General features: G+C 33.2%; 26 protein-coding genes. 7 read left to right on the plus strand and 19 right to left on the minus strand.

Translation table 11 applies throughout. From position 1 onward, the window contains the following. Positions 1-348 precede the first annotated feature (348 nt). The 9 genes from J8M14_RS22140 to J8M14_RS22180 form a co-directional block, all read right to left on the minus strand. Positions 349-852 (minus strand): ferritin, encoded by a 504-nt coding sequence (locus J8M14_RS22140; protein ID WP_211077022.1) that lies wholly within the window; start codon positions 850-852, stop codon positions 349-351. 130 nt (positions 853-982) lie between these two features. Further along, positions 983-1,495 (minus strand): PAS domain-containing protein, encoded by a 513-nt coding sequence (locus tag J8M14_RS22145; protein ID WP_211077023.1) that lies wholly within the window; start codon positions 1,493-1,495, stop codon positions 983-985. A gap of 94 nt (positions 1,496-1,589) precedes the next feature. Further along, complete coding sequence (locus tag J8M14_RS22150; protein WP_211077024.1) at positions 1,590-4,058, minus strand: TonB-dependent receptor; 2,469 nt, start codon at positions 4,056-4,058, stop codon at positions 1,590-1,592. Continuing rightward, complete coding sequence (locus J8M14_RS22155) at positions 4,039-5,397, minus strand: HTTM domain-containing protein (RefSeq protein ID WP_211077025.1); 1,359 nt, start codon at positions 5,395-5,397, stop codon at positions 4,039-4,041. The genes J8M14_RS22150 and J8M14_RS22155 overlap by 20 nt, the downstream gene beginning before the upstream one ends. 8 nt (positions 5,398-5,405) lie before the next feature. After that, entirely contained in the window at positions 5,406-6,521 is a 1,116-nt protein-coding gene (locus J8M14_RS22160) for an imelysin family protein (protein WP_211077026.1), read from the minus strand. 106 nt (positions 6,522-6,627) lie between these two features. After that, positions 6,628-7,866 carry a DUF4856 domain-containing protein gene (locus J8M14_RS22165; protein ID WP_211077027.1) on the minus strand — a complete coding sequence of 413 codons (1,239 nt, stop codon included), beginning with the start codon at positions 7,864-7,866 and terminating at the stop codon, positions 6,628-6,630. Positions 7,867-7,998: 132 nt separating this feature from the next. Continuing rightward, the gene (locus J8M14_RS22170) at positions 7,999-8,457 is read right to left on the minus strand and encodes a heme-binding domain-containing protein (protein ID WP_211077028.1); all 459 of its coding nucleotides are present in this window, start codon (positions 8,455-8,457) and stop codon (positions 7,999-8,001) included. Positions 8,458-8,473: 16 nt separating this feature from the next. Beyond that, positions 8,474-9,340: a hydroxymethylglutaryl-CoA lyase gene (locus J8M14_RS22175; protein ID WP_211077029.1), complete on the minus strand. Its 867-nt coding sequence runs from the start codon at positions 9,338-9,340 to the stop codon at positions 8,474-8,476. A gap of 49 nt (positions 9,341-9,389) precedes the next feature. Continuing rightward, the gene (locus J8M14_RS22180) at positions 9,390-10,016 is read right to left on the minus strand and encodes a LysE family translocator (RefSeq protein WP_211077030.1); all 627 of its coding nucleotides are present in this window, start codon (positions 10,014-10,016) and stop codon (positions 9,390-9,392) included. Between the two features lie 75 nt (positions 10,017-10,091). Between J8M14_RS22180 and J8M14_RS22185 the strand changes: the two genes are divergently transcribed. After that, positions 10,092-11,003, plus strand: a complete 912-nt coding sequence (locus tag J8M14_RS22185; protein ID WP_211077031.1) for a spondin domain-containing protein — start codon at positions 10,092-10,094, stop codon at positions 11,001-11,003. A 1-nt stretch (position 11,004) separates the two neighbouring features. Here the strand turns inward: J8M14_RS22185 and J8M14_RS22190 are convergent, their stop codons facing one another. Next, a complete protein-coding gene (locus J8M14_RS22190; protein WP_211077032.1) occupies positions 11,005-12,033 on the minus strand; it encodes a quinone-dependent dihydroorotate dehydrogenase in 1,029 nt (342 codons plus the stop codon). A gap of 93 nt (positions 12,034-12,126) precedes the next feature. Between J8M14_RS22190 and pepT the strand changes: the two genes are divergently transcribed. Then, on the plus strand, positions 12,127-13,365 hold the full coding sequence (gene pepT / locus J8M14_RS22195) for a peptidase T (RefSeq protein WP_211077033.1): 1,239 nt from the start codon (positions 12,127-12,129) through the stop codon (positions 13,363-13,365). 118 nt (positions 13,366-13,483) lie between these two features. Here pepT and yajC read toward each other — a convergent pair whose 3' ends face one another. The 4 genes from yajC to J8M14_RS22215 form a co-directional block, all read right to left on the minus strand. Further along, complete coding sequence (gene yajC, locus J8M14_RS22200; RefSeq protein WP_211077034.1) at positions 13,484-13,777, minus strand: preprotein translocase subunit YajC; 294 nt, start codon at positions 13,775-13,777, stop codon at positions 13,484-13,486. A 7-nt stretch (positions 13,778-13,784) separates the two neighbouring features. After that, positions 13,785-14,264, minus strand: a complete 480-nt coding sequence (locus tag J8M14_RS22205) for a DUF1573 domain-containing protein (protein WP_211077035.1) — start codon at positions 14,262-14,264, stop codon at positions 13,785-13,787. A 52-nt stretch (positions 14,265-14,316) separates the two neighbouring features. Beyond that, a complete protein-coding gene (nusB, locus tag J8M14_RS22210; RefSeq protein WP_211077036.1) occupies positions 14,317-15,261 on the minus strand; it encodes a transcription antitermination factor NusB in 945 nt (314 codons plus the stop codon). 105 nt (positions 15,262-15,366) lie between these two features. After that, entirely contained in the window at positions 15,367-16,476 is a 1,110-nt protein-coding gene (locus J8M14_RS22215; protein ID WP_211077037.1) for a Glu/Leu/Phe/Val dehydrogenase, read from the minus strand. Positions 16,477-16,617: 141 nt separating this feature from the next. Here J8M14_RS22215 and J8M14_RS22220 point away from each other — a divergent pair, with 141 nt between their 5' ends. The 3 genes from J8M14_RS22220 to J8M14_RS22230 all read left to right on the plus strand — a co-directional run bounded on the left by J8M14_RS22220 (position 16,618) and on the right by J8M14_RS22230 (position 21,451). Further along, the gene (locus tag J8M14_RS22220) at positions 16,618-18,375 is read left to right on the plus strand and encodes an ABC transporter ATP-binding protein (RefSeq protein ID WP_211077038.1); all 1,758 of its coding nucleotides are present in this window, start codon (positions 16,618-16,620) and stop codon (positions 18,373-18,375) included. Between the two features lie 79 nt (positions 18,376-18,454). After that, a complete protein-coding gene (locus J8M14_RS22225; RefSeq protein WP_211077039.1) occupies positions 18,455-18,841 on the plus strand; it encodes a PUR family DNA/RNA-binding protein in 387 nt (128 codons plus the stop codon). A gap of 96 nt (positions 18,842-18,937) precedes the next feature. Further along, positions 18,938-21,451 (plus strand): M14 family metallopeptidase, encoded by a 2,514-nt coding sequence (locus J8M14_RS22230; protein ID WP_211077040.1) that lies wholly within the window; start codon positions 18,938-18,940, stop codon positions 21,449-21,451. Positions 21,452-21,481: 30 nt separating this feature from the next. On the opposite strand, the gene J8M14_RS22235 is transcribed toward J8M14_RS22230, so the two are convergent. After that, positions 21,482-22,360, minus strand: coding sequence for an alpha/beta hydrolase (locus tag J8M14_RS22235; protein WP_211077041.1), 879 nt, complete (start codon positions 22,358-22,360; stop codon positions 21,482-21,484). Next, positions 22,347-22,811 (minus strand): Mpo1-like protein, encoded by a 465-nt coding sequence (locus J8M14_RS22240; RefSeq protein WP_211077042.1) that lies wholly within the window; start codon positions 22,809-22,811, stop codon positions 22,347-22,349. The genes J8M14_RS22235 and J8M14_RS22240 overlap by 14 nt, the downstream gene beginning before the upstream one ends. 93 nt (positions 22,812-22,904) lie before the next feature. Here J8M14_RS22240 and J8M14_RS22245 point away from each other — a divergent pair, with 93 nt between their 5' ends. Both J8M14_RS22245 and J8M14_RS22250 read left to right on the plus strand, forming a co-directional pair. Next, positions 22,905-23,462 (plus strand): thioredoxin family protein, encoded by a 558-nt coding sequence (locus J8M14_RS22245; protein ID WP_211077043.1) that lies wholly within the window; start codon positions 22,905-22,907, stop codon positions 23,460-23,462. A 3-nt stretch (positions 23,463-23,465) separates the two neighbouring features. After that, positions 23,466-23,993 carry a GNAT family N-acetyltransferase gene (locus tag J8M14_RS22250; RefSeq protein WP_211077044.1) on the plus strand — a complete coding sequence of 176 codons (528 nt, stop codon included), beginning with the start codon at positions 23,466-23,468 and terminating at the stop codon, positions 23,991-23,993. On the opposite strand, the gene J8M14_RS22255 is transcribed toward J8M14_RS22250, so the two are convergent. From J8M14_RS22255 to J8M14_RS22265, 3 genes are all read right to left on the minus strand, one after another. Continuing rightward, entirely contained in the window at positions 23,986-24,507 is a 522-nt protein-coding gene (locus tag J8M14_RS22255) for a YfiT family bacillithiol transferase (RefSeq protein ID WP_211077045.1), read from the minus strand. The two genes, J8M14_RS22250 and J8M14_RS22255, sit on opposite strands and share 8 nt — an antisense overlap. An 8-nt stretch (positions 24,508-24,515) precedes the next feature. Next, a complete protein-coding gene (locus J8M14_RS22260) occupies positions 24,516-25,310 on the minus strand; it encodes a hypothetical protein (protein WP_211077046.1) in 795 nt (264 codons plus the stop codon). 292 nt (positions 25,311-25,602) lie between these two features. Further along, positions 25,603-26,535 (minus strand): peptidylprolyl isomerase, encoded by a 933-nt coding sequence (locus tag J8M14_RS22265; RefSeq protein ID WP_211077047.1) that lies wholly within the window; start codon positions 26,533-26,535, stop codon positions 25,603-25,605. Positions 26,536-26,666: the final 131 nt, after the last annotated feature.

Below are 26,666 nucleotides of genomic sequence, written 5' to 3' on the forward strand. Positions count from 1 at the left end.
AAAACACCTTTATAATTGAAAACTACAAAAAACGAGTATATTATAAAAATATACTCGCTTCTTAAAGTTCGATAAAAATTAGATTGAGATAAATATTATTATTCTATAGCTTAGGACAACGCTTGCAATTAGTTTTTCCTTTTTTCTTATACTTTTTGCAGCATTTTTTCTTTTTCGTTCCACAGGCAATCTCACAATTCATGCCTGCACAAGGGGAATATAAAGATGGTGTTTCCAAGCTTGTTTTTTATTTTAATTAAATCTAAATAAGGTGCAAAAATATAAAAAAAAGACTCCTAAAAAAGGAATCTTTGATTTTTATTTGTTAATTAACAGTTACTTAGACTATTATGGAGCTTGTTCACTAGCTTGAAAAGTATTAATATCTCTATCAAATAAATAATGTCCGGATTTATCGTCTCCTATAATTTTTAGTTTATCCAACAACGTACGTGCGGTAGCCTCTTCCTCCAACTGTTCAGCCACATACCATTGCATAAAATTATGCACATTATAATCTTTATGCTCCAAACATTGAAAAATCACATTATTAATCTGTGCTGTAACAAATTCTTCGCTTTCTAAAAATATTTCAAAAAGCTCCATTAATGATTTAAAATTATCTTTGGGTTTTTCTAAAGCAGGAATAACAGCTTTACCATTTCTTTCATTTATAAACTTAACCAGTTTGGTCATATGTACACGTTCTTCTTCAGACTGCGTATAAAAAAATTCTGCCACACCATTATATCCATTTATATCTGCCCAACAGGCCATGGATAGGTATTGTGCAGACGCCTTGGCTTCATATCTTATCTGATCATTTAGCGATTTTTCGATCTCTGGTATCATATATAGTCATAATTTTATTGTATAACTAAAATACACATTTTATTAAGTTTCACCCAGCATATAATAGTATTTTGACTAATTTAAAGTCATACTATTTTGGAAGAAGTATTATTAGAATTTAGATAAGAAACTAAGCAGCTTTTTCGAAAGCAATATAATTTATAAGTTTTCCTTTCTTATCGTGTATAGGAAAACCTTTAATCATACAGATATATGTTTCTTTATTCTTTCGATAATTGAGAATAGATACTTCAAATGGCTCCTGCGCTTTTACTGCTTCTCGAATTTTCAAGGAAGTCACAACACAAGTATCTTTACCTTGAAACATTTTCGGTGATTTACCTATTACTTCCTCTGGCATATACCCATTCATCTTTTCAATATTATGGGAAGCATATACAATCTCTAGTTTTGGGCTAGTAACTATAACCACAGATTTTTTCTCGACAAATTCGGTATAAAAATTATGATTAAAATCCCATTTTTTACTAATCTTTTTAAGATTTTCTATATCTTCTTTAAAACTAGTAAATGTAGAATAGTGCTCTCCGTAAAACTCCCAGGAAAGTAATGGTAATGAATGGTTCACTAATTGTTTATTCTTCTCCGACAACATTTGATCATAGCCCCTTAACTCTTTCATAGCTTACATATTTATTCAAATTTATATAATAAAACACAGTAGAAGCATTGAACAAAAGTTAATTCTTTGATTAAACAAAGGTTAATTATTAGGCTTATAATTTAACCTGAAGCGTTGTATACCAAGATATTGGAGCCGAAGGAATAATACCCGGACCTGGATATCCCGTAGCACGCTGTGTAAAATAGCTTTCATCTAATAGGTTATTGATCCCGGCTTCTAACTTAAATCTTTTGTATGAATAAGATACAGATAGATCTAGAATGGAATAAGAAGGAATCTTACCTAAAGTCCCTTCTTCTTTAGTTCCTGGCAATCCTCTATCAGCGTTAGTGACTTCAGTAAATTGTTCTGACAAGTGAGTGAATTGAACATTCCCCAAAAAGTTTTTATACCCAAACCCTATACCTGTTTTTAGATTTATCAAAGGAATAAATTCTACTTTATTACCTTCAATAGGCTCCTCTGATCTTGTATATTCTGAATCTGTCAAAGCTAAATTCACAAAGGTGTTCAATACATAATTAGTCTTGTCTGCAAAAAAGGTATTAGCTATGTTCCAATTGGCATAACTTTCTATACCATAAATTAACGCATCTCCAATATTTCCTCTCACTCTTCTTGCCCTATCATCAAATACTTCTCCTATTCTATCTTTATACCTTAGGCCAAAAACACTTAAATCATAAGTCAAAGCATTATTTACTCTCCCTCTTAATCCTAAGTCTGCCGTATATCCTTCTTCATCAGAAATATCCGGGCGAATCACAAAAGTAGGATTGATAATCCGTATATCATTAAAGGTAACTGATCTATAATTCTGAGAAATATTTGTATAAACTTCAAGACCTTTATTTGATTTATAGCTTGCTCCTAAACCAAAAAGGAAGAAAGACCTTTCAAATACTCTATTATCAGTCTCAATCCCTAAAAATTCTGCATTTTGTGCATTATCAATAAAAAAGTTAGCAAATTCTCCTTTGGTTTCTGTTTTTATATACTCAAAACGAAATCCTGGTGTTACCGAAAATTTTTCTGAAAATTTAAATATATTCTCTCCAAAAACCGATGCATTTAAATTAGGAAAATCAAAACTCGATTGGTTCACATAATCAGGAAAAGCCTCACCTTGTAAGTCAAAATTAGCATCGGTTCCTATACTTCCCGCTCCCTGCAATGCATCATTTTTTGCCTGGTAGTATTTAGAACCTATCAAAAACACTGATTCTTGTCCCATCAGATTATAACGGCTAAGTAATCTTGCTTCTGCTCCCCAATTCAAAAAATTTCCAACGATAAGATCTCTAGGGGTAACAAAATTACCTTCGGTATCTACTTCATCATTAACAGTAATTGGATTACTATTTAAATCTGTTGGTACCCCTCTAAAACCTAAAGCACTTCTTGAAGCATCTAAACCAAAAAAGTTAAGACTAAAATCAGTTTTTTTAGAAAATTGATGTTCTAGTTTTAAGGAAAATAACTTCCAATCTACTTTAAACCAGTTTCTAGTTCGTCGACTAAAATCAGGATTTTCCTCAAACTCTGTGTCTGTTAACCCTCCTGGTTGTTTGGCTAAATAATTAAGATATGTAAACTCTCCTGTAAGTTTAGTTTTATCAGATAATTGATATCCTAAATGCGTATAAATGTTCTTGGAATCAAAATTAGAGTTAGGTCTAAAACCATCTCCTTGCTTATAATTGAAATACGTATAATAACTAAACTTCCCAACAGTACCACTTATACTGTTAAAACTAGTAAACAAATTAAATGACCCAATAGATTGACGAGAGACCAGTTCGATCTTTTTATCAGGGTTAGGTTGTTTCATCTTAAAATTAATCAACCCTCCAAATTGAGTCCCATACTGTAACGAAGCCGCACCACGCACTACTTGTATTTCGCTCAAAGCCTCTGCAGGAGGTGTGTAATAACTTTCGGGATAACCCAACACATCTGCACTTATATCATAACCATTTTGGCGGGTATTAAAGTTAGCAGTTCTATTAGGATCTAGGCCTCTACCTCCAATATTAAGCTGTAACCCACCTACACTATTTTCATAAATGTTTAATCCAGCTACCTGGGCATAGATTTGTCGCGCATTGTTCGACGCTAAGTTACCCAGTGCATTCTCGAGCAAAACTACTTCACTTTTCTTACCTGCATAAATTGCTGTTCCTTCTACAGGTTTTAACTGCTTTAGTTCAAAAACCTTGGCTTTTCTTTGCGTAATAAGTACTTCTGAAAGTTCCTCTCCTAATGGATTAAGTTTAAAATCAACTTTGGTATCACCATTGACCTCAACTCGTTTTTCCAGAATATCAAAATCGTAATTAAATATTGTAACTAAATACTCTCCATTCTGAACATCAAAAAATTCAAAACTTCCATCCGATTTAGTTATAGTCTGTTCTCCTGTATTTTGGTTATAAATTTCAGCTTTATCTATGGGCTGATTGTTTTGATCGGTTACCGTTCCAGTAAATTTATATTGTCCTGAAACGGAACTGATAATAAATAATGCACACAATAATATCCTATAATCCCTTAATTTCATCCTTAAATGGAATAATCCACGTTTTATGTTTAAATGACTCTTTTTGTTTTCCCAAATCCACTTCTGGATCAATATATTGGCTGCTCAACCTACCATTAAGCGAAACATAACTTTCTACAAAAACCTGAACATCTTGATGTCCTTGTCCTTGAAAATGTTCTTTTAAATGGTGAGAATATTGTAAAATAAAATCCGGTTGTATCGCCATTTGTTTTTGCTGAAAAGAGGTGAGAAAATCATCATTATCCACATAAAACCTCTTTCCGGTTGTACCCTCAACAATTTTAAAATTGGCATATCCCGCCTTTTCTACAAGCATAACTCGCCAGGAAAAGCGATATCCCTCTTCTGTCCAAAACAGTTCTCCAGGATACACCAAATAACGAAACGGCAAAAGTAATTGAATTGTAAAAAACAAGGCTAATGTGGTAAGTATAATTTTGCCTCGTCTTGGTACATAAAAGAAAACCTTTTTTGTATCGAAAGTATTTTTTTTGATTCTAAAGGTTTTGGATATTACAGCCAGTATTCTGTGATGAATTTTCGCATCAAAAAATATTAGCGTACTTATAATCATAATGTACGGAAACATTCCTATTGGAAAAAGTACACGAGTCAGTACATGGAATGCAACCACCAAAACAAAAGCCAGAACTCGAGTTTTACGATATAATAATAAAAAAGGAATCGTTAGATCATATAATGCTCCAAAATAACTAAATGAATAATGTATCCATTCCTGTTGCATCAAATCTCCTAATACAGGAATATCATATTTTGATGGTAACCAAATTTTAAGTGGCATCGCCTTTATCAACCAATCAGAATTTAGTTTAGCTAATCCTGCATAGAAATATACAATACCTAATAACAGTTTAACTGAATCTATAGTCCATTTAGGAATAAACTGATATGAAACTCCTTTTTGCTTAGCATCTACAGAAAAATATGCATTAGCAGGTAAAAAAATCATCAAGAAACTCAAAATACTTATAAAATAATAATGATTAAGATATGTGGTCTTATCCATTAATTCTATATAAGTAAAGCTCAAAAAGAAAGTAATGATTGCTATTCTATATTTATACCCTAAAGCAACAAATATTGCTGAGACTCCACAAAGAACAAAAATCAAATACGTATAATTACCCAAGGGTTTTACAAATTCGAAACCGTAATAAGAGAAGAAATACTTAGGCTGAATGTATAATTTATCAATCCATCCATTACTCCAAAATCGAATAATACTGATTAACATCATCAACCCAAAAAAAATACGAAAGACTGCAAGTGGTGCAGCCTCCGTATTCTTTTTCAAATATTCATTACTAAAACTCATGCGATAGCTTAATCTCCATCTGCATCAACAAAATCAACTCTTACCGACATAGAAGAAAGCATGTCTACTTTCATAAACACCACATTCTTTTGCAACACATTATACGTTTCAGTCATAAGAACATTATTGGTACGAACTTGATTAGAGAAATTATCATTAAGACCTGAAGCGGTAGTTCTGGAAACATTAAATTGATTATTAATCAAAGTAGCAATATCTTTTCCACCTCTAAGAGTAACTAAGTAATCTAAATATGTTTTAAAACTTTCTCCATTTTCATTACTGCTAAAATGCTTTCCATTAAAAAAGTTTTGCATTGCATCAAGATTAGCATTAAATAAAGTCTTTGACAAATCCCCTTTATAAAAAGCCTCCACTTTTTCACTAGCTGTATTACCTGTAAATACACCAGCAGGAATTCCTACTTTTCCAGCTCTTAGATGTTTTTCATAATGAAAAATATAATCGTTAACGAGTTTATCCAAAGAACTTGTAGCAGAAGACCCACTGTTATTTACAAATGTATCTCTATATCCATTTATCCAGTCTAATACTACTTCTTTAGTAAGATCATCCATACGTGTAGTAAGGTCAGTTAAATAAGTTATATAATTAGAAGCATTAGTATTAGTAGTATAAAATGTAACAATCTCGGCGTCAGTATCAGCTAAACCATTTAATAGATAGTCTAAAGCACCAAAACCTTGCTCATCTTGTTTAGAAACTGCACTTAAATCATATGATCCCGAGTTTATGTTAGCATCTATAGCAACAGAAGAAACAGGATATACATTCATAAAGTTTCTATAAGAAAACTCTTCTGCTTTACCTATCTCAAACATACCAACAGATTGCCAAGAGATATATGCTTTTGACCAAGCTGAACGTAACGAGATTAGGTTAGCCTCATTAGGTGTAGTGATAAATTTAGAAGCCTCAGAAGTTAAATCCGACATATCCATAGAAAAACCTTGATAAGAAGGAATTATAATATTATCGGCTAAATTTTCTAACATTGCTTTTCTATCAAAATTATCTGCTGCAACAACTCCACTATCATCACCCGAAGTGCAGGCAACAAGGATAAGTAACATTATAAAAAGTGATACTACTAACTTCTTCATCTTATTTTTATTTATTCTTAATAAAGCTGTGCAAATGTAAAAAAAGAGGTTGAAAACATATAACTTTCGACCTCTTTTTTTATCATTTTATATATTGTTCAATCTTTTAACTTCCTGCCTGAATTATCGTGAAATCAAATTTATCAGCAATACTCTGGGAAATCGCCTGTAGTGTTTCAGGAGTTACATCCCAAAGTCCATTAGCACCTCCCATTAGATCATCTAATAAACCTTGAACTTCGGTTCTAGTAAAGTATGGTGCATTTGTATTTGGATTTCTAGTGAATTGAAGGCTGTAAATAAACCCATATCCCTCTGATAAATCGTGGAAAGCGGCTGCATAATCCACAGTAGAAGCTTCTATACCTGTTTTACCCTGTTGTAAATAATAGACAGCTCTAATTGCTATTATTTCAGAAATCTTAGCACGTATAATTGCAGCTTGCTCATCCCTAACTGTATAGTTTTTTGCAACGATAGCAGCTCTTCCTAATTTAAAAGCATTGTATATTTCTGCTGCTATTCCCTGAAAATCAGTATCATTTTCTACTCTTCCTATATATTTATTAAGAAAACTATCATCGTTACCTATAGTTGTATTCGGTGTTTCTGGATTTGTAGAAGCTCCATACAAATATCCGTAAGCTTCGTCCCATTTATGCTCCATAGTAGTATAATTTTTACCATCTGCTACTATGTCATTATTATTATCTTCTACATTATTAGCCTCATCCAGGACATTGGTCCCTAAATAGTTATTTAATGCCTGATCTGTCATTAAAGCTCCTATCAAACCTTTAGCAAAGGCTTGATTTAATTCTAATCCCTTGGCATTAACATATCGAATAGCCGGATCAGCTCCTCCTTCTTCTATAAAACCTGCGGTACCCGCGGTTGCTGCATTACCCCAATTCGGAAATACCTCATCAACTTGGCTTTTAATCCAACCATCAAATTCTACCTTAATCGCAGCAGCTACTGTGGTGTTATCTGAGAAGTAATCCCTTGATGCAGCAGTTTTACTTCTAACACTCTTATCAGAAGCATTCAAATCCGGATCAGAAAAATCATCTGCATCCTCAACGTGAGCAAACATTGCATCGATCTTAGCTTCAGCATCTATAAGTGTATTATCTTTTAAAGCATTGATAATTTCTTCGGACATTGCTATTCTAGTCGTTTGTCCTCCAAAACTTACTGAACTTTCGCCATTACGTTCAAACTTGTAGGTTGCAGGTTCTGGAATTTGTACTACTGGTGGTAATGTATCATCATCAGAAGAACAAGCTCCTAAAGCAAATACTCCTGATATACATATAGTTTTTAATAGATTTGTGATTTTCATTAATTGTTTATTTAGACTTAATATAAATAACTATTCAGATGCAAATATATACATCTAAATGTTATGCACAAACTTTATTTATATTAAATCTAAATAAAATAAAAGAATTTAATATTCTCTTAAAACAGAACGTTATTTTGATGCGTATTGAGCTCTCAATTCCTTTACCCAATCAATCAATAATTTCTTTTCGTCTTCTTCAAGGTTTCCATGAGTCCAGGTATATGAAGAAAGTGGCATCTCACCTTCTTCTACTTCTTCTATCAGTTCTTCTAGTTTATGATCTTTTTTCTTTAGTGTATAGCTTTCCCATTCAGAAACATTAAAATGTTCTTTGCCTTCTTCTATATGATGATCTAACCAATAAGAAACAGGAGCTATATTTGCATACCAAGGATAAATAGTTTGATTACTATGACAATCATAACATTTACTCTTTAATATTTCTTGCAGTTTGGCAGTTGGTTTAGTTTCATTTTCAAAATAAACTACGGATTCATACCCCAATTCATTTCTATCCGGCTTAATAAACTGCATAATTACCAATGCAACTATTAGTAATAAAACGACAATCTTTACTATTTTTTTCATTGTGCTTTTTTGGTTCTTAATGATATTTAGTGAATATTTTAGTAGCTTCATTATGCGAAGATTCAAAACTCAATGTTCTAATGTTTGTATCCGCATCTACGGTAGTAAAATAAGAGATCATTCTCTCTGTTGGCATATTGCCAGTTAGTTCATCTTTTGCCATTGGGCAACCTCCAAATCCTTGTATAGCACCATCAAAACGTCTACATCCGGCCTTAAAAGCGGCGTCAACTTTCTCATACCAAGTTGTAGGTGTTGTGTGTAAGTGTGCCCCAAATTCTATTTCAGGGTATTTTGGAATTAGATTAGAAAACAAGTAATCAATAATTTCGGGTGTCGAAGTCCCTACTGTATCTGACAAAGAAAGTATTTTTACTCCCATATTACTTAATCTTTCTGTCCATTCTCCAACTATTTCTACACTCCAGGGATCTCCATAAGGATTACCAAACCCCATAGAAAGATAAGCAACCACTTCTTTATTAGCTTTATCCGCAATATTCAAAATCTCTTGTAAAGTTTCGACGGATTCTGCTATAGTTTTATGCGTATTACGCATCTGAAAATTCTCTGAAATCGAAAAAGGATATCCTAAATAGTCTATAGGTCCATATTGTGCTGCATCATTAGCACCTCGAACATTAGCAATAATCGCTAACAGTTTACTTTCTGTATGGGATAAATCTAATCTAGCTAAAACTTCCGCAGTATCCACCATCTGCGGAATAGCTTTTGGAGAAACAAAGCTTCCAAAATCGATGGTGTCAAAACCACAGCGTAGTAATGATTGAATGTACTGAACTTTCTTTTCTGTAGGAATAAACTCTTTAATGCCTTGCATAGCATCCCTTGGGCATTCAATAATCTTTACTTTTTCTACCATTTTAGTACTACAAACTAGAAGATATTTAGTTTAGAGTATAAAAGTATGATTATTTTTCAGAAAAAAGGATAAAAATTCCTATTCCGATAAAGACAATAATCTGTAACCATTTTAGAAACACTCCGACTTTGGAATTTTCTCTAATATAATCCGAAATATAACCCGCTAAAACAGCTATTAACCCAAAAATCACAAAAGACACCACTATAAAAAGCCCTCCTAAAGTATAAAACTGTATTACATTACTCATAGTTTTACTAAAAAGGAAACCTGGAAAGAAAGCCAAAAAGAATATAGATACTTTAGGGTTCAACACATTCATTATGAACCCTTGTCTGAATAATTGTCCAAGACTTTTCTTTTGCACCGCATCTCCTGAAAGCTGTATTGATGCATCACTTTTAAAAACTTTATAAGCAAGAAAAAATAAATATAAAGCTCCAAGCAATTTTATAATAAAGAAAATAACTTCACTCTGTTTAATAATTGCAGAAACCCCAAATGCTACAAGAGTAGTATGGATAATACACCCTGTCATTAATCCTGCAACTGTAGAAAGCCCGTATTTTTTTCCATTCACCACGCTTTGCATCATTACAAATATATTATCAGGCCCCGGAGTAATTGCCAATACGGATGTTGCAATTATAAAAGCAGAAAGTATTTCTAAATTCATTAAAATAAAATGTAAGGTTTGTTAAAAATAACGACAATATAAAGATAAACACAAACCAACCATAATCAATTCCTAATGAAAAAGCTTATTCTAAAAGTATTTCTATACTTACTTTGTACTACAACTTATAGTCAGACTACAGCCACATATGACATCGTTTTTACCAGTAACTGGGAAGCCCACGGCACATTACCTAGCAATGCGCATTTTTCTAATCTTGTAGGAGTTACACACAACAGCAATGTTACTTTTGTAGAAATGGGTAGCCTTGCAACATCTGGTATCGAGCAAGTTGCAGAACTAGGTAGTAATGGAACTTTTTCAAGTGAAGTAACCACTGCCATAAACGATGGTAATGCAGATCAGTTTATCAATGGTCCAGATTTATTTTTTAATGGAGCCGGACGCACAATTACTATTAGCGATCTAGAAGTAAGTTCTAATTACACGTTAGTAAGTCTAGCTTCTATGATTGCCCCAAGTCCGGATTGGATGATTGCAGTTAATAGTATTTCATTAGTAAATGGAGGCGGACAATGGATTCCCGAAATCACTATGGATCTCTATCCTTATGATGCAGGAACTGAAGAAGGTACAGGATACAGCCTTAGTAATCCTGCTACTAATCCTCACGAACCCATATCAAGCTTACAAGGGGTTGCTCCTTTTAATTCTCAAAAAATAGGAACTATTGTTTTTACTCAAAAAATATTAAATACACCTTCTTTTGAAAACCAACGAAACAAAATCACCATTTCCCCGAATCCAAGTAATGGAAAGATATCTATTCTTAACACCTCTAAATCTTCATTAATCAAAGAAATAGAAATATACAATGTACTAGGTAATCAAGTAAGGCGTTATACTTTTGAACGAAGTAATACAAACATTAATCTAGATTTAACTTATCTTAACGCTGGTATTTATTTATTAAGAATGAAGAATTCCTTTGGGAAAACAGAAACTCATAAACTGATTCTAAACTAGTTTACAACCCTTTTTTAATCACTTCCTTATTGATTTTCTTAATCAATTTAGGACCTTCATAAATAAAACCTGTATATAACTGAACAAGACTTGCTCCAGCTTCCATTTTTTCTATGGCGTCTGTAGCACTATGAATCCCTCCTACTCCTATAATTGGAAAAGATTTATTGCTTTTTTCTGATAAAAATCGAATAATTTCTGTAGATCTGCTGGTCAAAGGTTTCCCACTCAAACCACCTTTTTCATTAGCCAAAGTTATATTAGATTTTAAACCGGCTCTAGAAATCGTAGTATTGGTGGCGATAACACCTGCTATTTTAGTATCCTTTATGATGTCAATAATATCTAATAATTGTTCATCTGTTAAGTCTGGAGCTATTTTAAGTAATATTGGCTTCTGTGAAGGTTTTTGTTGGTTTTTCTCCTGTAATGTATTCAATAACTCAGTCAACGGCTCTTTATCCTGTAATGCTCTTAGATTTGGAGTGTTAGGAGAACTCACATTCACCACAAAATAATCTACATAGTCAAACAGCGCATCAAAACATATTTTATAATCTTCTACAGCATTTTCGTTAGGAGTAATTTTGTTTTTACCAATATTACCTCCAATAAGTACTCCTTTATTTTTCTTTAATCGTTTAACAGCATCTTCTACACCACCGTTATTAAAGCCCATCCGATTAATAATAGCATTATCCATTTTTAATCTGAACAATCTTTTTTTAGGATTACCATCTTGTGGTTTTGGAGTCAAAGTTCCGATTTCGATAAAACCAAATCCAAAATCAGATAATTCATTAAATAGTTTTGCATCTTTATCAAAACCTGCTGCCAATCCTACCGGGTTTTTAAATTTTAGCCCAAAAACCTCTCTTTCTAGTTTACTATGTTGCACTTTATATTTACTTCTTATAATAGATGTTACCAAAGGAAGTTTTGATAGAAATCTAATCATCTTAAAGGTAAAATGATGAACACCTTCGGGGTCATACCTAAATAGAATTGGTCGAATCAATGATTTGTACATGGAAGATTGTTTTGATTGGCAAAAATAAGTTTTAGAAGGCTCTAATAAAAGCTTATTTTTGAAATCTTCAAATTCTATAATATAAAGCAATTCATGATTTCAAAAAAACATATTACAGATAGATTCATTAGTTATGTAACCATAGATACAGAAAGTGATCCTGAAAGTCAGACTACTCCTAGTACAGAAAAACAATGGGATCTAGCCAATAAATTAGTTGATGAACTAAAAGTCATCGGACTAGAAGATGTGACTATTAATGAGAATGCTTATATCATGGCTACTTTACCATCTAATGTCGATCACGATGTACCAACTATTGGTTTTATCTCTCATTTTGACACTACTCCAGATTTTACAGGAGCTAATGTGAATCCACAGATCATAGAGAATTACGATGGAAAAGATATTATCCTTAATAAAGAAGAAAACATCGTTCTCTCTCCTGACTATTTTGATGATTTAAAACTATACATAGGTCAAACACTAATCACCACAGATGGAACTACATTGTTGGGTGCTGATGACAAAGCCGGAATCACAGAAATTGTTTCTGCTATGGAATACCTGATACAACACCCTGAAATCAAACACGGAAAAATTCGAATAGGATTTACCCCTGATGAAGAAATTGGCCGGGGAGCACACAAATTTGATGTGCAACAATTTGGAGCGGATTGGGCATATACTATGGATGGTAGTCAGATTGGAGAATTGGAGTATGAAAACTTTAATGCTGCCGGAGCTGTGGTCACTATAAAAGGCAAAATTGTTCATCCCGGGTATGCTAAAGGAAAAATGATAAACAGCATGTTAATTGCTCAGGAATTTATTGATGCTTTACCAAAGAAAGAAGTACCTGAGCAGACTAGTGGAAGAGAAGGTTTTTTTCATTTGTATGATATAAAAGGAAAGGTAGAAGAAACGCAACTGCAATATATCATTAGAGATCATGATAAAGGGCTTTTTGAAGCTAGAAAAAAAACCATGATAAAAATAGCTTCTGAGATCAATGCTAAACACGGAAAAGAAACCATAATAGTAGATATTAAAGATCAATACTATAATATGCGCGAAAAGGTAGAACCTGTAATGCATATTGTGGATATTGCCGAAAAAGCAATGAAATCTTTAGATATTATCCCTATTATAAAACCTATAAGAGGAGGAACAGACGGCTCTCAATTAAGCTTTATGGGGCTGCCCTGCCCAAATATTTTTGCGGGTGGACATAATTTTCATGGGCGATATGAATATGTTCCTGTAGAAAGTATGATCAAAGCAACAGAAGTAATTGTAAAAATAGCTGAATTGACGACAACTAAACAATAAAAAGGATTTACGGAAATAACTTTTTTATTAGTCTAAAAATAAAGTTTCACTAATAGAAAAGCGCGATATAATCATAATGAATATATCGCGCTTTTGGATTAAGTAGGCTAGTTATTACTTACTTCTTTTCAGTCGCTGGTGCATTTAACTTCTGACTCATCTCTAAAGATATAGCAGATTTATCATACGTTAGTTTCCCCGCACCTGTTTCAATAATAACAGCATTGTTTTTTTCGCTGAAGTCAAAGACTTTACCGTGTAAACCACTTTTAGTAACTACACGATCACCTTTTTTAAGTTCTGCAGCAAACTTTTTCTCCTTTTTAGCCTTTTGCATCTGTGGACGTATCATAAAGAAATACATCACTACAAATATTAAGATAAAAGGAAGAAACTGTTGAATTTGTTCCATATAATAATTATTCAGCTGTTGGTGTTCCGCTTGCCGGTTTAGCTTTTGGAGTTACCATAGCTTTAATCTTAAGAACTTCTTTTCCAGCTTCAGTGTTAGCAGTAATTGTAACTTGCTTATTCTGAAGGTTTGGCTTACCATTAGAGTTAAATTTCACTAACATTTCTCCTGTTGCTCCAGGTGCTACAGGCTCTTTTGGCCATTCTGGAACTGTACATCCACAGCTTCCTTTTGCACTCACAATTACTAGAGGAGCTTTACCTGTATTAGTAAACGTAAATTTATGCTCTACAACATCTCCTTCATTAATAGTACCAAAGTCGTGCTCTTTTTCTGCAAAAGTCATTACAGGAAATTCTGCATTATTTGCATCACGCTCAGCTGCTATTTCTACATTTTCGTCTTTAACTTTTTCTGCTGCCTTATCTTTACAAGACACGAAAGTCATAGCAAAAACTCCGGCTAAAATTAAAATTCCTTTTTTCATTACTTGGGTTTTAAATTAAATTTCGAGGTTAAAAATACTATTTTTTCTAAAACTACATAAGACCACGGCCTACTTTATTCAATTTGCCGTTCTCTTGGTACTCTTTAGATATTTTGTCCAAAATTCCGTTGATAAAAATACTACTTTTAGGAGTACTATATTCTTTGGCTATTTCTAAATATTCGTTAATTGTCACTTTTACAGGTATTGATGGGAATTTCACAAACTCACAAATAGCCATTTTGATTACAGCTTTATCCAGTTCTGCAATACGATCTTTATCCCAATTAGGAGTCTTACCTTCTATTTCTTTGGCAAATTCCACTCCATTAAGGGCAGTCTTCTTAAAAATATTTCTAGCAAAATCTTTATCATCAATATCTTTATAAAGTTTTGGTAACGCCATATTCTCATCATGAGTAGGTTTTACTTTGCGAAGCATCTTTATAATAGCTGTATTAATAAGAGGTAAATCATCAATCCAAGTAAGTTTCTTGTCCTCTATATATTCATACAACTTATCATTAGGAGCAATAATCTCTTTGAAAATATCAAGTACAAAGTCCTTATCCTCCTTAAATGATCCCTGTTTAGTACTCATATAATCGACATAGAGCTCACTATTTTGAATTTCCTTCCATAAAATAGCTACATACTCACTGTCTAAATCCCAAACATTAAGTTTTTTCTTATCAACGCCAGCTTTTAGTTGTAAGTTGTTTTCTAATAACAACAGCACTGCATTATTAACGAACTTGGTGTTTGGATTTTTCTCTTCTGAAGTTGCTAAATATTTTTTCTGACTTTTCGTCAAAAAATCAGCGGCTTGTTTTCTAATTTCTATAAGAAGCTGAAGATTTATAAGAAACAAATCATACATCTGCTCTATACTGTAAAGTAGAAATTTTTCTTCTTTGTCAAGGTTGTCACTTTGCGTCTGTCTCATCGAATAGAGCGACTGCATTACTTTTACTCTAATATGTCTTCTGGTTAACATAGAAATTACAAAGAACTTAATATTAAAAAAGGGTAAAAGTATGTCTTACTTTTACCCTGCAAAAATACTATTATTTTTTATCTACCTAGCCTAAAAGTTACTTTTTTATAAAGCACTTTTTTGTTCTTTTTTTCTAGCGTTGATTCTATCTTCAGCAATTCTAATCGCGGCAACATTTGTAGTAATACTAGTAGCCTTTGCTCTATTCAATATATCCAGAGTGGTATTATAGATATTTTCGGTTTTACTCATGATCTGTTCCCTTCCATATCCTGCTATCTCCGCATATACATTAATAATACCACCGGCATTGATTAAGAAATCAGGAGCATAAACTATTCCCTTATTCTGTAATAATGCACCGTGGGCATCTTCATTAGCCAATTGATTATTTGCAGCTCCGGCAATAACTTTTACTTTTAGTTTATTGATAGTTTCATCGTTAACTGTAGCGCCTAGTGCACAGGGAGCATAAATATCTGCAGCTTCACTGTACAGATCATCTCCTCTATAAATTTCTACTCCGTATGCTTTACTAACAGAAGTAAGTCTTTCTTCATTAATATCACTAATAATTACTTTTGCTCCTTCTTTTGATGTTAAACGAACCAACTCTTCGCCTACATGGCCAATTCCTTGTACTAAAATTTTCTTCCCATCTAAATTATCATCACCATATGCAAATTTAGTGGCAGCTTTCATACCCATATATACACCATAAGCTGTTACAGGAGATGGGTTTCCTGCTCCACCCTTAGCTTCAGAGATTCCGGTAACATAAGGAGTCACCTCTCTTACCGTATCCATATCAGAAGTTTCCATACCCACATCTTCTGCCGTGTAGTACTTACCACCTAATGTATGAACAAACTTACCAAAGCGTCTCATTAATTCAGGAGTTTTGATCTTTTTAGCATCACCCATAATTACTGCTTTTCCTCCTCCAAGGTTCAAACCAGTAATTGCAGCTTTATATGTCATACCACGAGAAAGTCTCAAAACATCATTAAGTGCATCCCATTCTGTTTTATAATCATACATCCTAGTTCCTCCGAGAGCAGGTCCTAAAATTGTGTTATGCACACCGATAATTGCCTTCAATCCTGTATCTTTGTCCTGACAAAAAACAACTTGTTCGTGATTATCAAAAGATAGTTGTCCAAATACTGGAGCTTCTTTTTTTAACTCATTTATAGAAAGCACTTCAGTTATCATATTTTATAAAATTTAGAATATTATAATTGCGTTATAGTTAAAATACAGGTGCTAAAATAGTGTATTTTTACGAATTTAAAATTTTTTGTTATTAAATTTTAAGAATTTACTAATAATTAGTGTTTTAACTTTCAATACTTTATGCGTGCATTACGCCATCTTAACAAATACTTTTTAAAATATAAATACCGACTTCTTATTGGTCTGATCATTACAGTAATCGCAAGGATATTTGCTATTGCTGTACCTACTTTTGTAGGTGATAGTGTAGATCTCATCCGACAACATATAGACGGACAAACATCAGTTTCGGGTAATTTAAAAAATGATCTGTTTATTAATCTCCTACTCCTGTTAGGTTCAGCAATTTTGGCAGGCTTCTTTACATTTTTGATGAGACAAACCTTTATCGTAGTATCAAGATTTATAGAATTTGATCTAAAAAATGAGGTATTTCAGCATTATGAACGATTATCGCTTAACTTCTATAAAAAGAATAGAACGGGGGATCTCATGAATCGAATAAGTGAAGATGTATCCAAAGTAAGAATGTATGTTGGTCCTGCTATTATGTATAGCGTCAATACACTAACCTTATTTGTGGTAGTTATTAGTTATATGGTTAGTATTGCTCCAGAGCTTACTTTATATACAGTTGCACCGTTACCGGTATTGTCTATATTAATATACAAATTAAGTGTTACTATCCATAGACGTAGTACAATAGTCCAAGAATTTCTATCTAAATTAACTACTTTTACTCAAGAGTCTTTTAGCGGCATCACGGTTATTAAAGCATATGGTATTGAACCGCAAACTCAAGATAATTTTACCGAACTATCTAATAATAGTCGAGATAAAAACCTGGACCTGGCAAAGGTTCAAGCATTGTTTTTTCCTTTAATGGTTCTTCTAATCGGTTTCAGTAATATTATAGTCATATATGTTGGAGGTAAACAATTCATTGATGGGACTATAAAAGATCTTGGGGTTATCGTAGAATTCATCATATTTGTTAATATGTTAACCTGGCCAGTAGCTACAGTAGGCTGGGTAAGTTCCATTATCCAACAAGCTGAAGCATCTCAAGTACGAATAAATGAGTTCCTAAGCCAGGAACCCGAAATCACCAATACGGTTACCAAAAACACACCAATTAAAGGAGATATTACTTTTGACAATGTTTCTTTCACCTATGAGGATACTAACATTACTGCTTTAAAAGATGTTAGTTTCGAAATTAAGAATGGAGAAACCATTGGTATTATAGGTAGAACAGGGTCTGGGAAATCAACAATTCTGGATCTTATAGGTAGACTATATGATGTTTCTGCTGGTGAAATTAGAATTGATGGCATTCCGATAAAAAATCTAAATCTTAAAGATCACAGAAAAAGCATTGGTTACGTACCACAGGACGCTTTTTTATTTAGCGATTCGATCAAAAACAACATAAAGTTTGGTAAAGAAAATGCCACAGATTATGAAGTCTACGATGCTGCAAAAAATGCGGTGGTTCATAGAAACATCACTGGTTTTAATCAAGGATATGATACTGTACTTGGAGAGAGAGGTATTACGCTTTCTGGAGGTCAAAAACAAAGAGTATCCATCGCAAGAGCAATTATTAAAGACCCGGAAATATTGCTTTTTGATGATTGTTTATCTGCAGTAGATACAGAAACTGAAGAGGAAATTCTTAACAATCTAAACAAAATTTCTAAGCATAAAACCACTTTTATCGTAAGTCACAGAGTTTCTACAACAAAAAATGCAGATAAAATTATTGTTTTAGAAGAAGGTAAAATAATCCAGCAAGGCACTCATAATCAACTAATAAGCACAGAAGGGTATTACAAAGAACTGTATTTAAAACAGCTTAGCGAAAAAGAAATATGAGTTTTTTTTGTGCGATTAACAATTTTTTTGGATTTTTGGTTCTATCATAATATACTAATTAACTTAAGAAATAAGGATTATGAGTGATAATGGAATGATGGATAAAGAAGAGATTTTCTCTAAAGTTTTAAGAGCAGGAAGAAGAACATATTTCTTCGACGTAAGAGCAACCAAGGCTGGAGATTATTATCTAACCATAACAGAAAGTAAAAAGTTTACCAACGACGACGGGTCTTTTCACTACAAAAAACACAAAATCTACCTTTACAAAGAGGACTTTGCTGGCTTCACTGAAATATTAAATGAGATGACTGATTTTGTTATCAATGAAAAAGGTGAAGAAGTAATTAGTGAAAGACATCAAAAGGATTATCAAAAATCTTATGAAGAAACATCAAGTGCGGTTACTGAAGAAGTTGCAGCTTCTACTGAAAGCTTTACTGATGTAAGCTTTGATGATATTTAGGAATAACAATAACTTACGTTAAAGTTATGCAAACCGCTTCATCCTCTGAAGCGGTTTTTTTTATATTTCATCTTTTAAAATTACAACTCAACTCGCATGAAGCATCTTTTTACGTTCTTTTTCGCACTTATCGGTTTAGTTTCTTTTGCTCAAAACGATATTTCTCTAGAATATTACTTACCCAAAAACGTTACATACAATTCTCAAATCCCAACACCACAGAGTGTTTTAGGGTTTGTACCGGGTAAGTGGCATGTAAGCCATGATAAATTGGTTAACTATATGAAGGTTTTGGCAAAAGCTTCACCACGAGTTACCATAGAAAATAGAGGAAGGACCTTTGAAGATCGCCCGATTCTCTTACTGACCATTACTTCTGAAAAAAATCATCAGAATTTGGAACAAATAAGAAAACAACATATACAGCTTACAGAAAGTAATTCTGGAGCGGTAAATACAGAAACTTTACCAGCAGTTGTATATCAGGGATTCTCTATTCATGGCAATGAGCCTAGTGGAGCTAATGCTGGATTGGTAGCTGCATACCATCTTGCCGCTGCACAAGGCCCGGAAATAGATAAGCTTCTAGATAGTGTAGTTATACTTTTTGACCCATCTCTTAACCCTGACGGCTTACAACGTTTCGCATATTGGGCAAATACCAATAAAAGTAAAAACATCTCCTCTGATCCGCAGGATCGAGAATATAGCGAAGTGTGGCCTGGAGGTAGGACAAACCACTATTGGTTTGATATGAACAGAGACTGGTTACCTGTACAACTACCAGAATCCAGAGCAAGAATCAAAACTTTTCATCAATGGTATCCTAACATCCTAACAGATCATCACGAGATGGGATCTAATAGCACTTTCTTTTTTCAGCCCGGGATTCAGTCCAGAACACATCCACTTACTCCTAAGTTGAATCAGCAATTGACTAAAAAGATTGCTAATTACCATGCAAAAGCTTTAGACAATATCGGGTCGTTATATTATACCGAAGAGAATTTTGATGATTTTTATTATGGAAAAGGTTCTACTTTTCCTGACATCAATGGCGGCATCGGTATTCTATTCGAACAAGGTAGTTCTCGTGGACATGCACAACAGACTGACAATGGGCTACTCACTTTCCCTTTTACAATAAGAAATCAATTTACAGCTACCTTATCTACTTTAGAAGCCGCTAAATCAATGCGAAAGGAATTACTGGAATATAAACGCAATTTTTATGGCAATGCTAGAAATGAAGCACCTAAAGACGCATATATATTCGGAAGTGAAAAAGATGCAGCTTCTGCTTATCACCTGGCAGAAATCTTAAAAAGACATCATATTGATATTCATGAACTGAAGCAGAATTTAAAATCTGGAGGCAAAACTTATAAAAAAGAATATAGTTATGTAGTTCCAAAAAATCAACGTCAAAGTAGATTGATCAAGGCTATTTTTGAGAAAAGAACAAAATTCCAGGATAGTTTATTCTATGATATTTCTGCCTGGACATTTCCTTTGGCTTTTAATCTAGATTATTCTGATAATGTATCTACTGCCAATCTTGGAAATAAAATAACTGATCTTTCGCACAGAAAAGCTAATACCGTTACTAAAAGTAGTTATGGCTACTTAATGGAATGGCACGAATACTACAGCCCTAAGGCTTTATATCAAATCCTAAAAAAAGGACTAAGGGCCAAAGTTGGTATGAAACCTTTTTCTTTAGAAAATAAAAGTTATGACTATGGAACTATTTTGATCCCTATTCAAAATCAAAGATTAAGCGCTGAGAAAATACATACTTTACTACAAAAAGTAGCACAGCAGAATCATATTGACATCACTGGTGTATCAACCGGACTTACCGACGGCATTGACTTAGGCAGTAGTCAATTCAGAACTTTACGTATGCCTAAAATTGGATTATTTACCGGATCAGGAATTACGCCATATGATTCTGGAGAAGTATGGCACCTGATGGATCAACGTTATGATATACCAATCACTAAGCTTAAAACCGATAATCTTAGTAGAACTAATCTATCGAGATATACCCACATTGTTTTACCTAATAGCTGGAGACAAACATTGAATAAAGATAGTGCTGAAAAATTAAAATCTTGGATACGTAATGGAGGTACTTTGATTGGGTATAGAAATGCTGCACAGTTTTTCAAAAACAATGAGTTTATGAAAATTGAATTTGCAAAACCCAAAAACGATGCAAAAAATATAACGTTTGAGCAAAAACAAGACTTTTTTGGCGCTCAAGTTATTGGAGGAGCTATTTTTGAAGCTAATATCGACCGTTCTCACCCTATAAATTTTGGTTATAAAAACGACAAAATTTCATTATTTAGAAATACTACTTTTTTTATAAAACCTGACAAACAGAGTTACAACAATCCCATACAATACACAAAAAAACCTTTACTAAGTGGTTATATAAGTAAAAAGAACCTAGATTCATTATCCGGCACCGTTCCTTTTAGGAAAAATGATCTAGGAAAAGGAAATGTAATTTTATTTACCGATAACACTAATTTTAGAGCATTCTGGTATGGTACTAACAAATTATTAATGAATGCAATTTTCTTTAGTAACGAAATGTAACTCTTATATGGAGTTGTTAGTTGTTAGCAACTATAGATTTTCACGAAACTCATAATAATGAAACAATACTTGTTCAGGAGCTTCGACCTGAGGGTAATGCCCTATTTCCTGTAACACAATCACATCTGCATTGGGCACAATTTCTTTGTAAAACTCTGCCATATGCTTACCAGAGATTGGATCCACCCCTCCATCAATAAGACGTTTTGGGATATTGGTATATTGTATCGCCTCTCTCCAACGAATTTTATACGTATCCCTTTCTTTAAGATATTTTATAAGCTTCGGAATTACATTTTTACCAGAGTTATAATCCACTACTTCCCAGAACTCATCTATCTCATTTTCTGTAGCTTGGGTGTTTTTTCCAAAAATCTTTTTAAAATTCTTTGCCAACGTATTTCTGCCCATAAAATGTTTCAGAATAACTCCAAGAGGAGTCAAAAGCATTCTTTGGGTAAACGTTGGAAAATTAGTTTCAGGAAACATTCCTCCATTTAGGAAACAAACCGATTGAATCTCTAATTCATAACTTGGGTTTTCTTTAACTCTGGCTAACATTTCCTGCACAACAGTATCACCAAAGTCATGTGCCAAAATATGAAACTCACTTATCTTGTTTTCTTTCAAAAAAAACTCCCATAAATCTACTTGCGCAGCAATAGTATAATTGAAATCCATGGGTTTATCAGAAAAACCATACCCTATCATATCCAGAGTATAAACTGTATATTTCTGTATAAGAGAATCCCAAATTTTCCACCAATCCCAAGATGATGTAGGAAACCCATGTATTAGTAGCAGAGTTTCTCCAGCACCCTCCCGTTTCCAAAATATTTGACGATTTCTATATTGAAAATAAGAGCCTGAGTTCTTCCAATCCTGTAATTGCATATTATTTTTTTCCAAATATTTTTTGAATCACCCAAGCAGGGCCAATCAATAAAAACTGAAGATCTTTAAGAAAAGATGGTTTTTGGCCTTCTAGTTTATGACCATAAAACTGGCCTAACCAAGCAGCCGCAAAAATGATTAGAGAAACCAACCATAACGGGACATACAATCCGATATAGTAGTTAGCTATGATGCAGAACGCAGAGAAAATTAAAATTTGCAGAGCCATTTTCACCGACAGACGAACATAAAAAAACAAGACAAATAACAACACTACAAAAGCCCAATTTTCTATAAATTGGTTTTCTCCTGGAACAGTAGACGCCAAGAAACTACTAGGAATACTCATCAAAAGCCCTACAATAGAAAAATAAATCGCAGGAACACATATAAAATGAATAGCTATATTAGTCTTATTTTGATGACTTACAGCATATTCTTCAAACCAAGTCTCTAGGGATCGCATAAAATTGAGTTTTCAGTGTAACTAAGATACTATTTTTTATACTTATACAATAGAAATATTGTAATTTGGAATCACCTAAAAAATTCAAAAAATATGGCTCGCACACCTTCTAATATGCTACCACTTGGCACTGTGGCACCTGATTTTAAGCTTATTGATACTGTCACTAATGATCCTGTTAGTTTACAGGATATCAAAGGAGAAAAGGGTACTGTAGTAATGTTCATCTGCAATCATTGTCCTTTTGTTATTCATGTTAATGAAGAAATTGTTAGAGTTGCTAATGATTACCGCTCTCAAGGTTTTGGTTTTGTAGCAATTAGCAGTAATGATATTGAAAAATACCCGCAGGATGCACCAGCCGAAATGTGGAAGACCGCCAGAAAAAACAATTATACTTTCCCATATCTTTTTGATGAAACGCAAGAAGTAGCCAAAGCTTATGATGCTGCCTGTACTCCAGACTTTTATCTTTTTGATGCAAAGTTAAAACTGATTTATCGTGGTCAACTGGATGATTCTAGACCAGGAAATGGTATTCCGGTAAACGGTAGGGACCTTAGACAAGCTCTGGATGCAGTTCTTAGAAATGCCAAAGTTGCAGATCCTCAGAAACCAAGTATCGGTTGTAATATTAAGTGGAAAGAGTAGTTTATGAGTTCTGAAATTGAATTCTATGTTTGTTCGGAAAAGGATATTAATGACTTAGTAAAAGTAAGTCAACAGTTCTACCCTGAACATTATTCACATATCTGGAAGGATGAAGATACCAGTTATTATGTAAACTTAAGTTTTACCAGAGAAGCCTTTGAAAAAGATTTTGAAATTGAAAATATCGTTTACTTTTTAGTAAAAAAATCTACCAAGATCTTGGGGTTACTAAAACTAAGAAAACACCAACAAGTTAAAGGATATACTGAAACAGAAGCTCTTCAACTTGAAAAGATATATCTCCTAGCTGAAGCTACAGGATTAGGTGTCGGCACAAAGGCTATTGATTTCACCTTAAAATATAGTAAAAACTTGAATAAAAAATTGGTTTGGTTAGATGTTATGACCACAAGTCCGGCACTTCAATTTTATAAAAAAGCAGGATTCAAAACTATTTCTTTTTATCATCTGGATTATCCTGGATTAAAAGATGGTTATCGAGAAATGCAGCGAATGACAATATCTATTTAGTAGCTTCTGCAACGATTTGAAGATGTGCTAAATGATGATTACCGTGCCAGGCATAGATACCTATATCTTCGGCAAGTGAAATAACTACATTACCTTCTGGATGTATAAAAGCTTTTTCTAAATCTTCATTAGATAAGCCTTTTAAAAAATATACCCATTTAGCATGCAAAGCCTTTATTAGATCCAATGAAAGATGAATTGGTGCTGATTTAGTATCAAAAAGCTCAGCCCACAACTTCTCATTGTAAGCTTTGATAATTGGCTTCTCTTCTGTCAATGCCCATTTAAAACGAATATATCCATGATGATGGCTATCGTGAATATGATGAATTACCTGTCTTGCAGTCCAGCCCCCTTGACGGTATGGTGTTTCTAATTGCTCGTCTGTAAAATTAGAAACCAATGTGATAATTTTTGAAGGAAGCTTTTCTATATCATTAATCCATAACTGGATATGATCATTTGTAATATGCTCTGGGCAATCAAATTTCCCTATAGGATATTGCAGATTCATATTTAGTATTATTCTATTTTAGCATACATGAACTCTTCTTCTGAGAAAAGGTTTTTTAACGTAAGTACGCTATCATTAATATCTACAATTTTATATCGATATATACGCTCATCCATTGGAAACCAGCATACCATCACACCATCATCTATCTTTGTTTTTAATCGATTAGCAAACTTCCCATTGTAGAAATTAAACCGTATCGTACCTTCAAAAATTATATAATCTTCAGTATTCTGTACAAAAGCCCATTTACCTTGTAGCAATTCATAGGTTTCTTTGTTGTAGAACTTATTATCAAGAAGTGACTTCATTTTCTGGGCGTATTCCACAAATTCTTCTTCAGGCTCTATTTCCCTTAAAGGCTTACCTATCAATTCTCTACCAACTTCTTCTCCATTATTAAAATAATATTTGGATTCAAACTGTAAAAAAGTATTCGAATAATCCATCACTCGTTGACCACTTTCATTAGTACCTTCGAAGTACGGATTTTGTCTATAATTAACATAAATCAACTGATCATTCCAGAAATAAAAAAGTGTTACTACATCTGCTACTCTTGTACCTACTTTTCTGGTGATTTTTTTTAACCGTTCATGTTCATAATTCCCTTCTAATTCTGCTCCATGATCTGCCATTTCATCTAAAAATTCCTCCGGATCTAGATAAAAAGTGTCAAATTCTATGTAACTATCAATAATTTCAATTTGATCTTTAATGGTACTTAAAACCTCAGCATTTTCCTGACCAAAAGAAAAACTATAAATACATAAAATAAAAATAGTCGCAATTGTATGTCTCATACTTTAATATTCAGCAACATTTCTTTTTTTATTTAATCAAAAGAAATGTAAGTATTCAAATATACATTGAAATATCCAATAATATAAAATTAACTTATATTTAACAAAATGATTGCTTTTTGTTTATTCAAAAAAAACTAGAAAACAATCCTCAGATTTGATCATAGCAATCACCATACCAAAAACACAAATTACTAAAAACAAGAAGCTTAAGATTTAAAAACATATAAAAAAATCTCGAAGCCATTTTTCACTTCGAGATTTTAGCAAATATGATATGTTAAAAAATATTTTATTTAACTCCTACAAGCTCTACATCAAAAATTAGCGCTGCATTTGGAGGGATTACTCCTCCTGCTCCTTGTGCACCATATCCTAAATATGGAGGGATCACAAAGCGAGCTTTATCTCCTACTTTTAATAGCGCAATACCCTCATCCCATCCAGGAATTACTTGTCCCATTCCTAACGGAAAATCTATTGGTTGATTACGCTTATAAGATGAATCGAAAATAGTACCGTCAGTTAAACTTCCTTTATAATGTACTGAAACTGTTTTACCTTTTTCAGCTTGTACTCCATCTCCATTTTGAATTATTTTATAACGTAATCCGCTATCTGTTTTATCAAATCCTGCCGCCAATTCTTCTAACAACTGCTCTGCTTCTTTCTTTGCCGCTGCCTCACGTTCTGCTTTTGCTCCATTAAACTGTCTAAAAGACTCTACTCCATTAAAACTTTCTGCATCTGAACCTACTCTAAGAATTTCTAAAGATTCTATTTCATCTCCTTGAGCAATTGTATTAACTACATCTTGTCCTTCTACAACCTTTCCAAAAACGGTATGCTTACCATCCAACCATGATGTTTCTACATGAGTTATAAAAAATTGGCTACCATTAGTCCCAGGACCTGCGTTAGCCATAGAGAGTACTCCTGGGCCATCATGTTTTAGATCAGGATGGATTTCATCATCAAACTGATAACCAGGACCTCCTGATCCAGTTCCTTGAGGATCACCTCCCTGAATCATAAAATCGGCAATTACTCTATGAAATTTTAATCCATTATAATAAGGTTTTCCTTGAGGTATAGCTTGATTTTCAAGGTTTCCTTCTGCTAAACCTACAAAGTTTCCGACTGTTCCAGGTGTCTTTTTATATTCTAGATTTACCAGTATACTTCCTTTTGTTGTATTAAATTTTGCGTATAATCCGTCTTGCATGGCGGTGTTTTTTATTTGATTTGAAATGAGTTGCAAATATAGGTAATTGGAGATGGTTTATAGAATAATAAAACAGGATTGTTTATGCATAATGTGAGGCAACGTTCAAAACGATTTTCTTCTACAAAGCT

Source organism: Aquimarina sp. MMG016 (genome assembly GCF_018100805.1).
Taxonomy (GTDB): Bacteria; Bacteroidota; Bacteroidia; order Flavobacteriales; family Flavobacteriaceae; genus Aquimarina.

What these genes read in the sequence shown, in the direction of transcription:
- J8M14_RS22140 (WP_211077022.1), bottom strand. Translation starts at nt 852, where the DNA reads ATGATACCAGAGATCGAAAAATCGCTAAATGATCAGATAAGATATGAA.
- J8M14_RS22145 (WP_211077023.1), bottom strand. Translation starts at nt 1,495, where the DNA reads ATGAAAGAGTTAAGGGGCTATGATCAAATGTTGTCGGAGAAGAATAAA.
- J8M14_RS22150 (WP_211077024.1), bottom strand. Translation starts at nt 4,058, where the DNA reads ATGAAATTAAGGGATTATAGGATATTATTGTGTGCATTATTTATTATC.
- J8M14_RS22155 (WP_211077025.1), bottom strand. Translation starts at nt 5,397, where the DNA reads ATGAGTTTTAGTAATGAATATTTGAAAAAGAATACGGAGGCTGCACCA.
- J8M14_RS22160 (WP_211077026.1), bottom strand. Translation starts at nt 6,521, where the DNA reads ATGAAGAAGTTAGTAGTATCACTTTTTATAATGTTACTTATCCTTGTT.
- J8M14_RS22165 (WP_211077027.1), bottom strand. Translation starts at nt 7,866, where the DNA reads ATGAAAATCACAAATCTATTAAAAACTATATGTATATCAGGAGTATTT.
- J8M14_RS22170 (WP_211077028.1), bottom strand. Translation starts at nt 8,457, where the DNA reads ATGAAAAAAATAGTAAAGATTGTCGTTTTATTACTAATAGTTGCATTG.
- J8M14_RS22175 (WP_211077029.1), bottom strand. Translation starts at nt 9,340, where the DNA reads ATGGTAGAAAAAGTAAAGATTATTGAATGCCCAAGGGATGCTATGCAA.
- J8M14_RS22180 (WP_211077030.1), bottom strand. Translation starts at nt 10,016, where the DNA reads ATGAATTTAGAAATACTTTCTGCTTTTATAATTGCAACATCCGTATTG.
- J8M14_RS22185 (WP_211077031.1), top strand. Translation starts at nt 10,092, where the DNA reads ATGAAAAAGCTTATTCTAAAAGTATTTCTATACTTACTTTGTACTACA.
- J8M14_RS22190 (WP_211077032.1), bottom strand. Translation starts at nt 12,033, where the DNA reads ATGTACAAATCATTGATTCGACCAATTCTATTTAGGTATGACCCCGAA.
- pepT (WP_211077033.1), top strand. Translation starts at nt 12,127, where the DNA reads ATGATTTCAAAAAAACATATTACAGATAGATTCATTAGTTATGTAACC.
- yajC (WP_211077034.1), bottom strand. Translation starts at nt 13,777, where the DNA reads ATGGAACAAATTCAACAGTTTCTTCCTTTTATCTTAATATTTGTAGTG.
- J8M14_RS22205 (WP_211077035.1), bottom strand. Translation starts at nt 14,264, where the DNA reads ATGAAAAAAGGAATTTTAATTTTAGCCGGAGTTTTTGCTATGACTTTC.
- nusB (WP_211077036.1), bottom strand. Translation starts at nt 15,261, where the DNA reads ATGTTAACCAGAAGACATATTAGAGTAAAAGTAATGCAGTCGCTCTAT.
- J8M14_RS22215 (WP_211077037.1), bottom strand. Translation starts at nt 16,476, where the DNA reads ATGATAACTGAAGTGCTTTCTATAAATGAGTTAAAAAAAGAAGCTCCA.
- J8M14_RS22220 (WP_211077038.1), top strand. Translation starts at nt 16,618, where the DNA reads ATGCGTGCATTACGCCATCTTAACAAATACTTTTTAAAATATAAATAC.
- J8M14_RS22225 (WP_211077039.1), top strand. Translation starts at nt 18,455, where the DNA reads ATGAGTGATAATGGAATGATGGATAAAGAAGAGATTTTCTCTAAAGTT.
- J8M14_RS22230 (WP_211077040.1), top strand. Translation starts at nt 18,938, where the DNA reads ATGAAGCATCTTTTTACGTTCTTTTTCGCACTTATCGGTTTAGTTTCT.
- J8M14_RS22240 (WP_211077042.1), bottom strand. Translation starts at nt 22,811, where the DNA reads ATGCGATCCCTAGAGACTTGGTTTGAAGAATATGCTGTAAGTCATCAA.
- J8M14_RS22245 (WP_211077043.1), top strand. Translation starts at nt 22,905, where the DNA reads ATGGCTCGCACACCTTCTAATATGCTACCACTTGGCACTGTGGCACCT.
- J8M14_RS22250 (WP_211077044.1), top strand. Translation starts at nt 23,466, where the DNA reads ATGAGTTCTGAAATTGAATTCTATGTTTGTTCGGAAAAGGATATTAAT.
- J8M14_RS22255 (WP_211077045.1), bottom strand. Translation starts at nt 24,507, where the DNA reads ATGAATCTGCAATATCCTATAGGGAAATTTGATTGCCCAGAGCATATT.
- J8M14_RS22260 (WP_211077046.1), bottom strand. Translation starts at nt 25,310, where the DNA reads ATGAGACATACAATTGCGACTATTTTTATTTTATGTATTTATAGTTTT.
- J8M14_RS22265 (WP_211077047.1), bottom strand. Translation starts at nt 26,535, where the DNA reads ATGCAAGACGGATTATACGCAAAATTTAATACAACAAAAGGAAGTATA.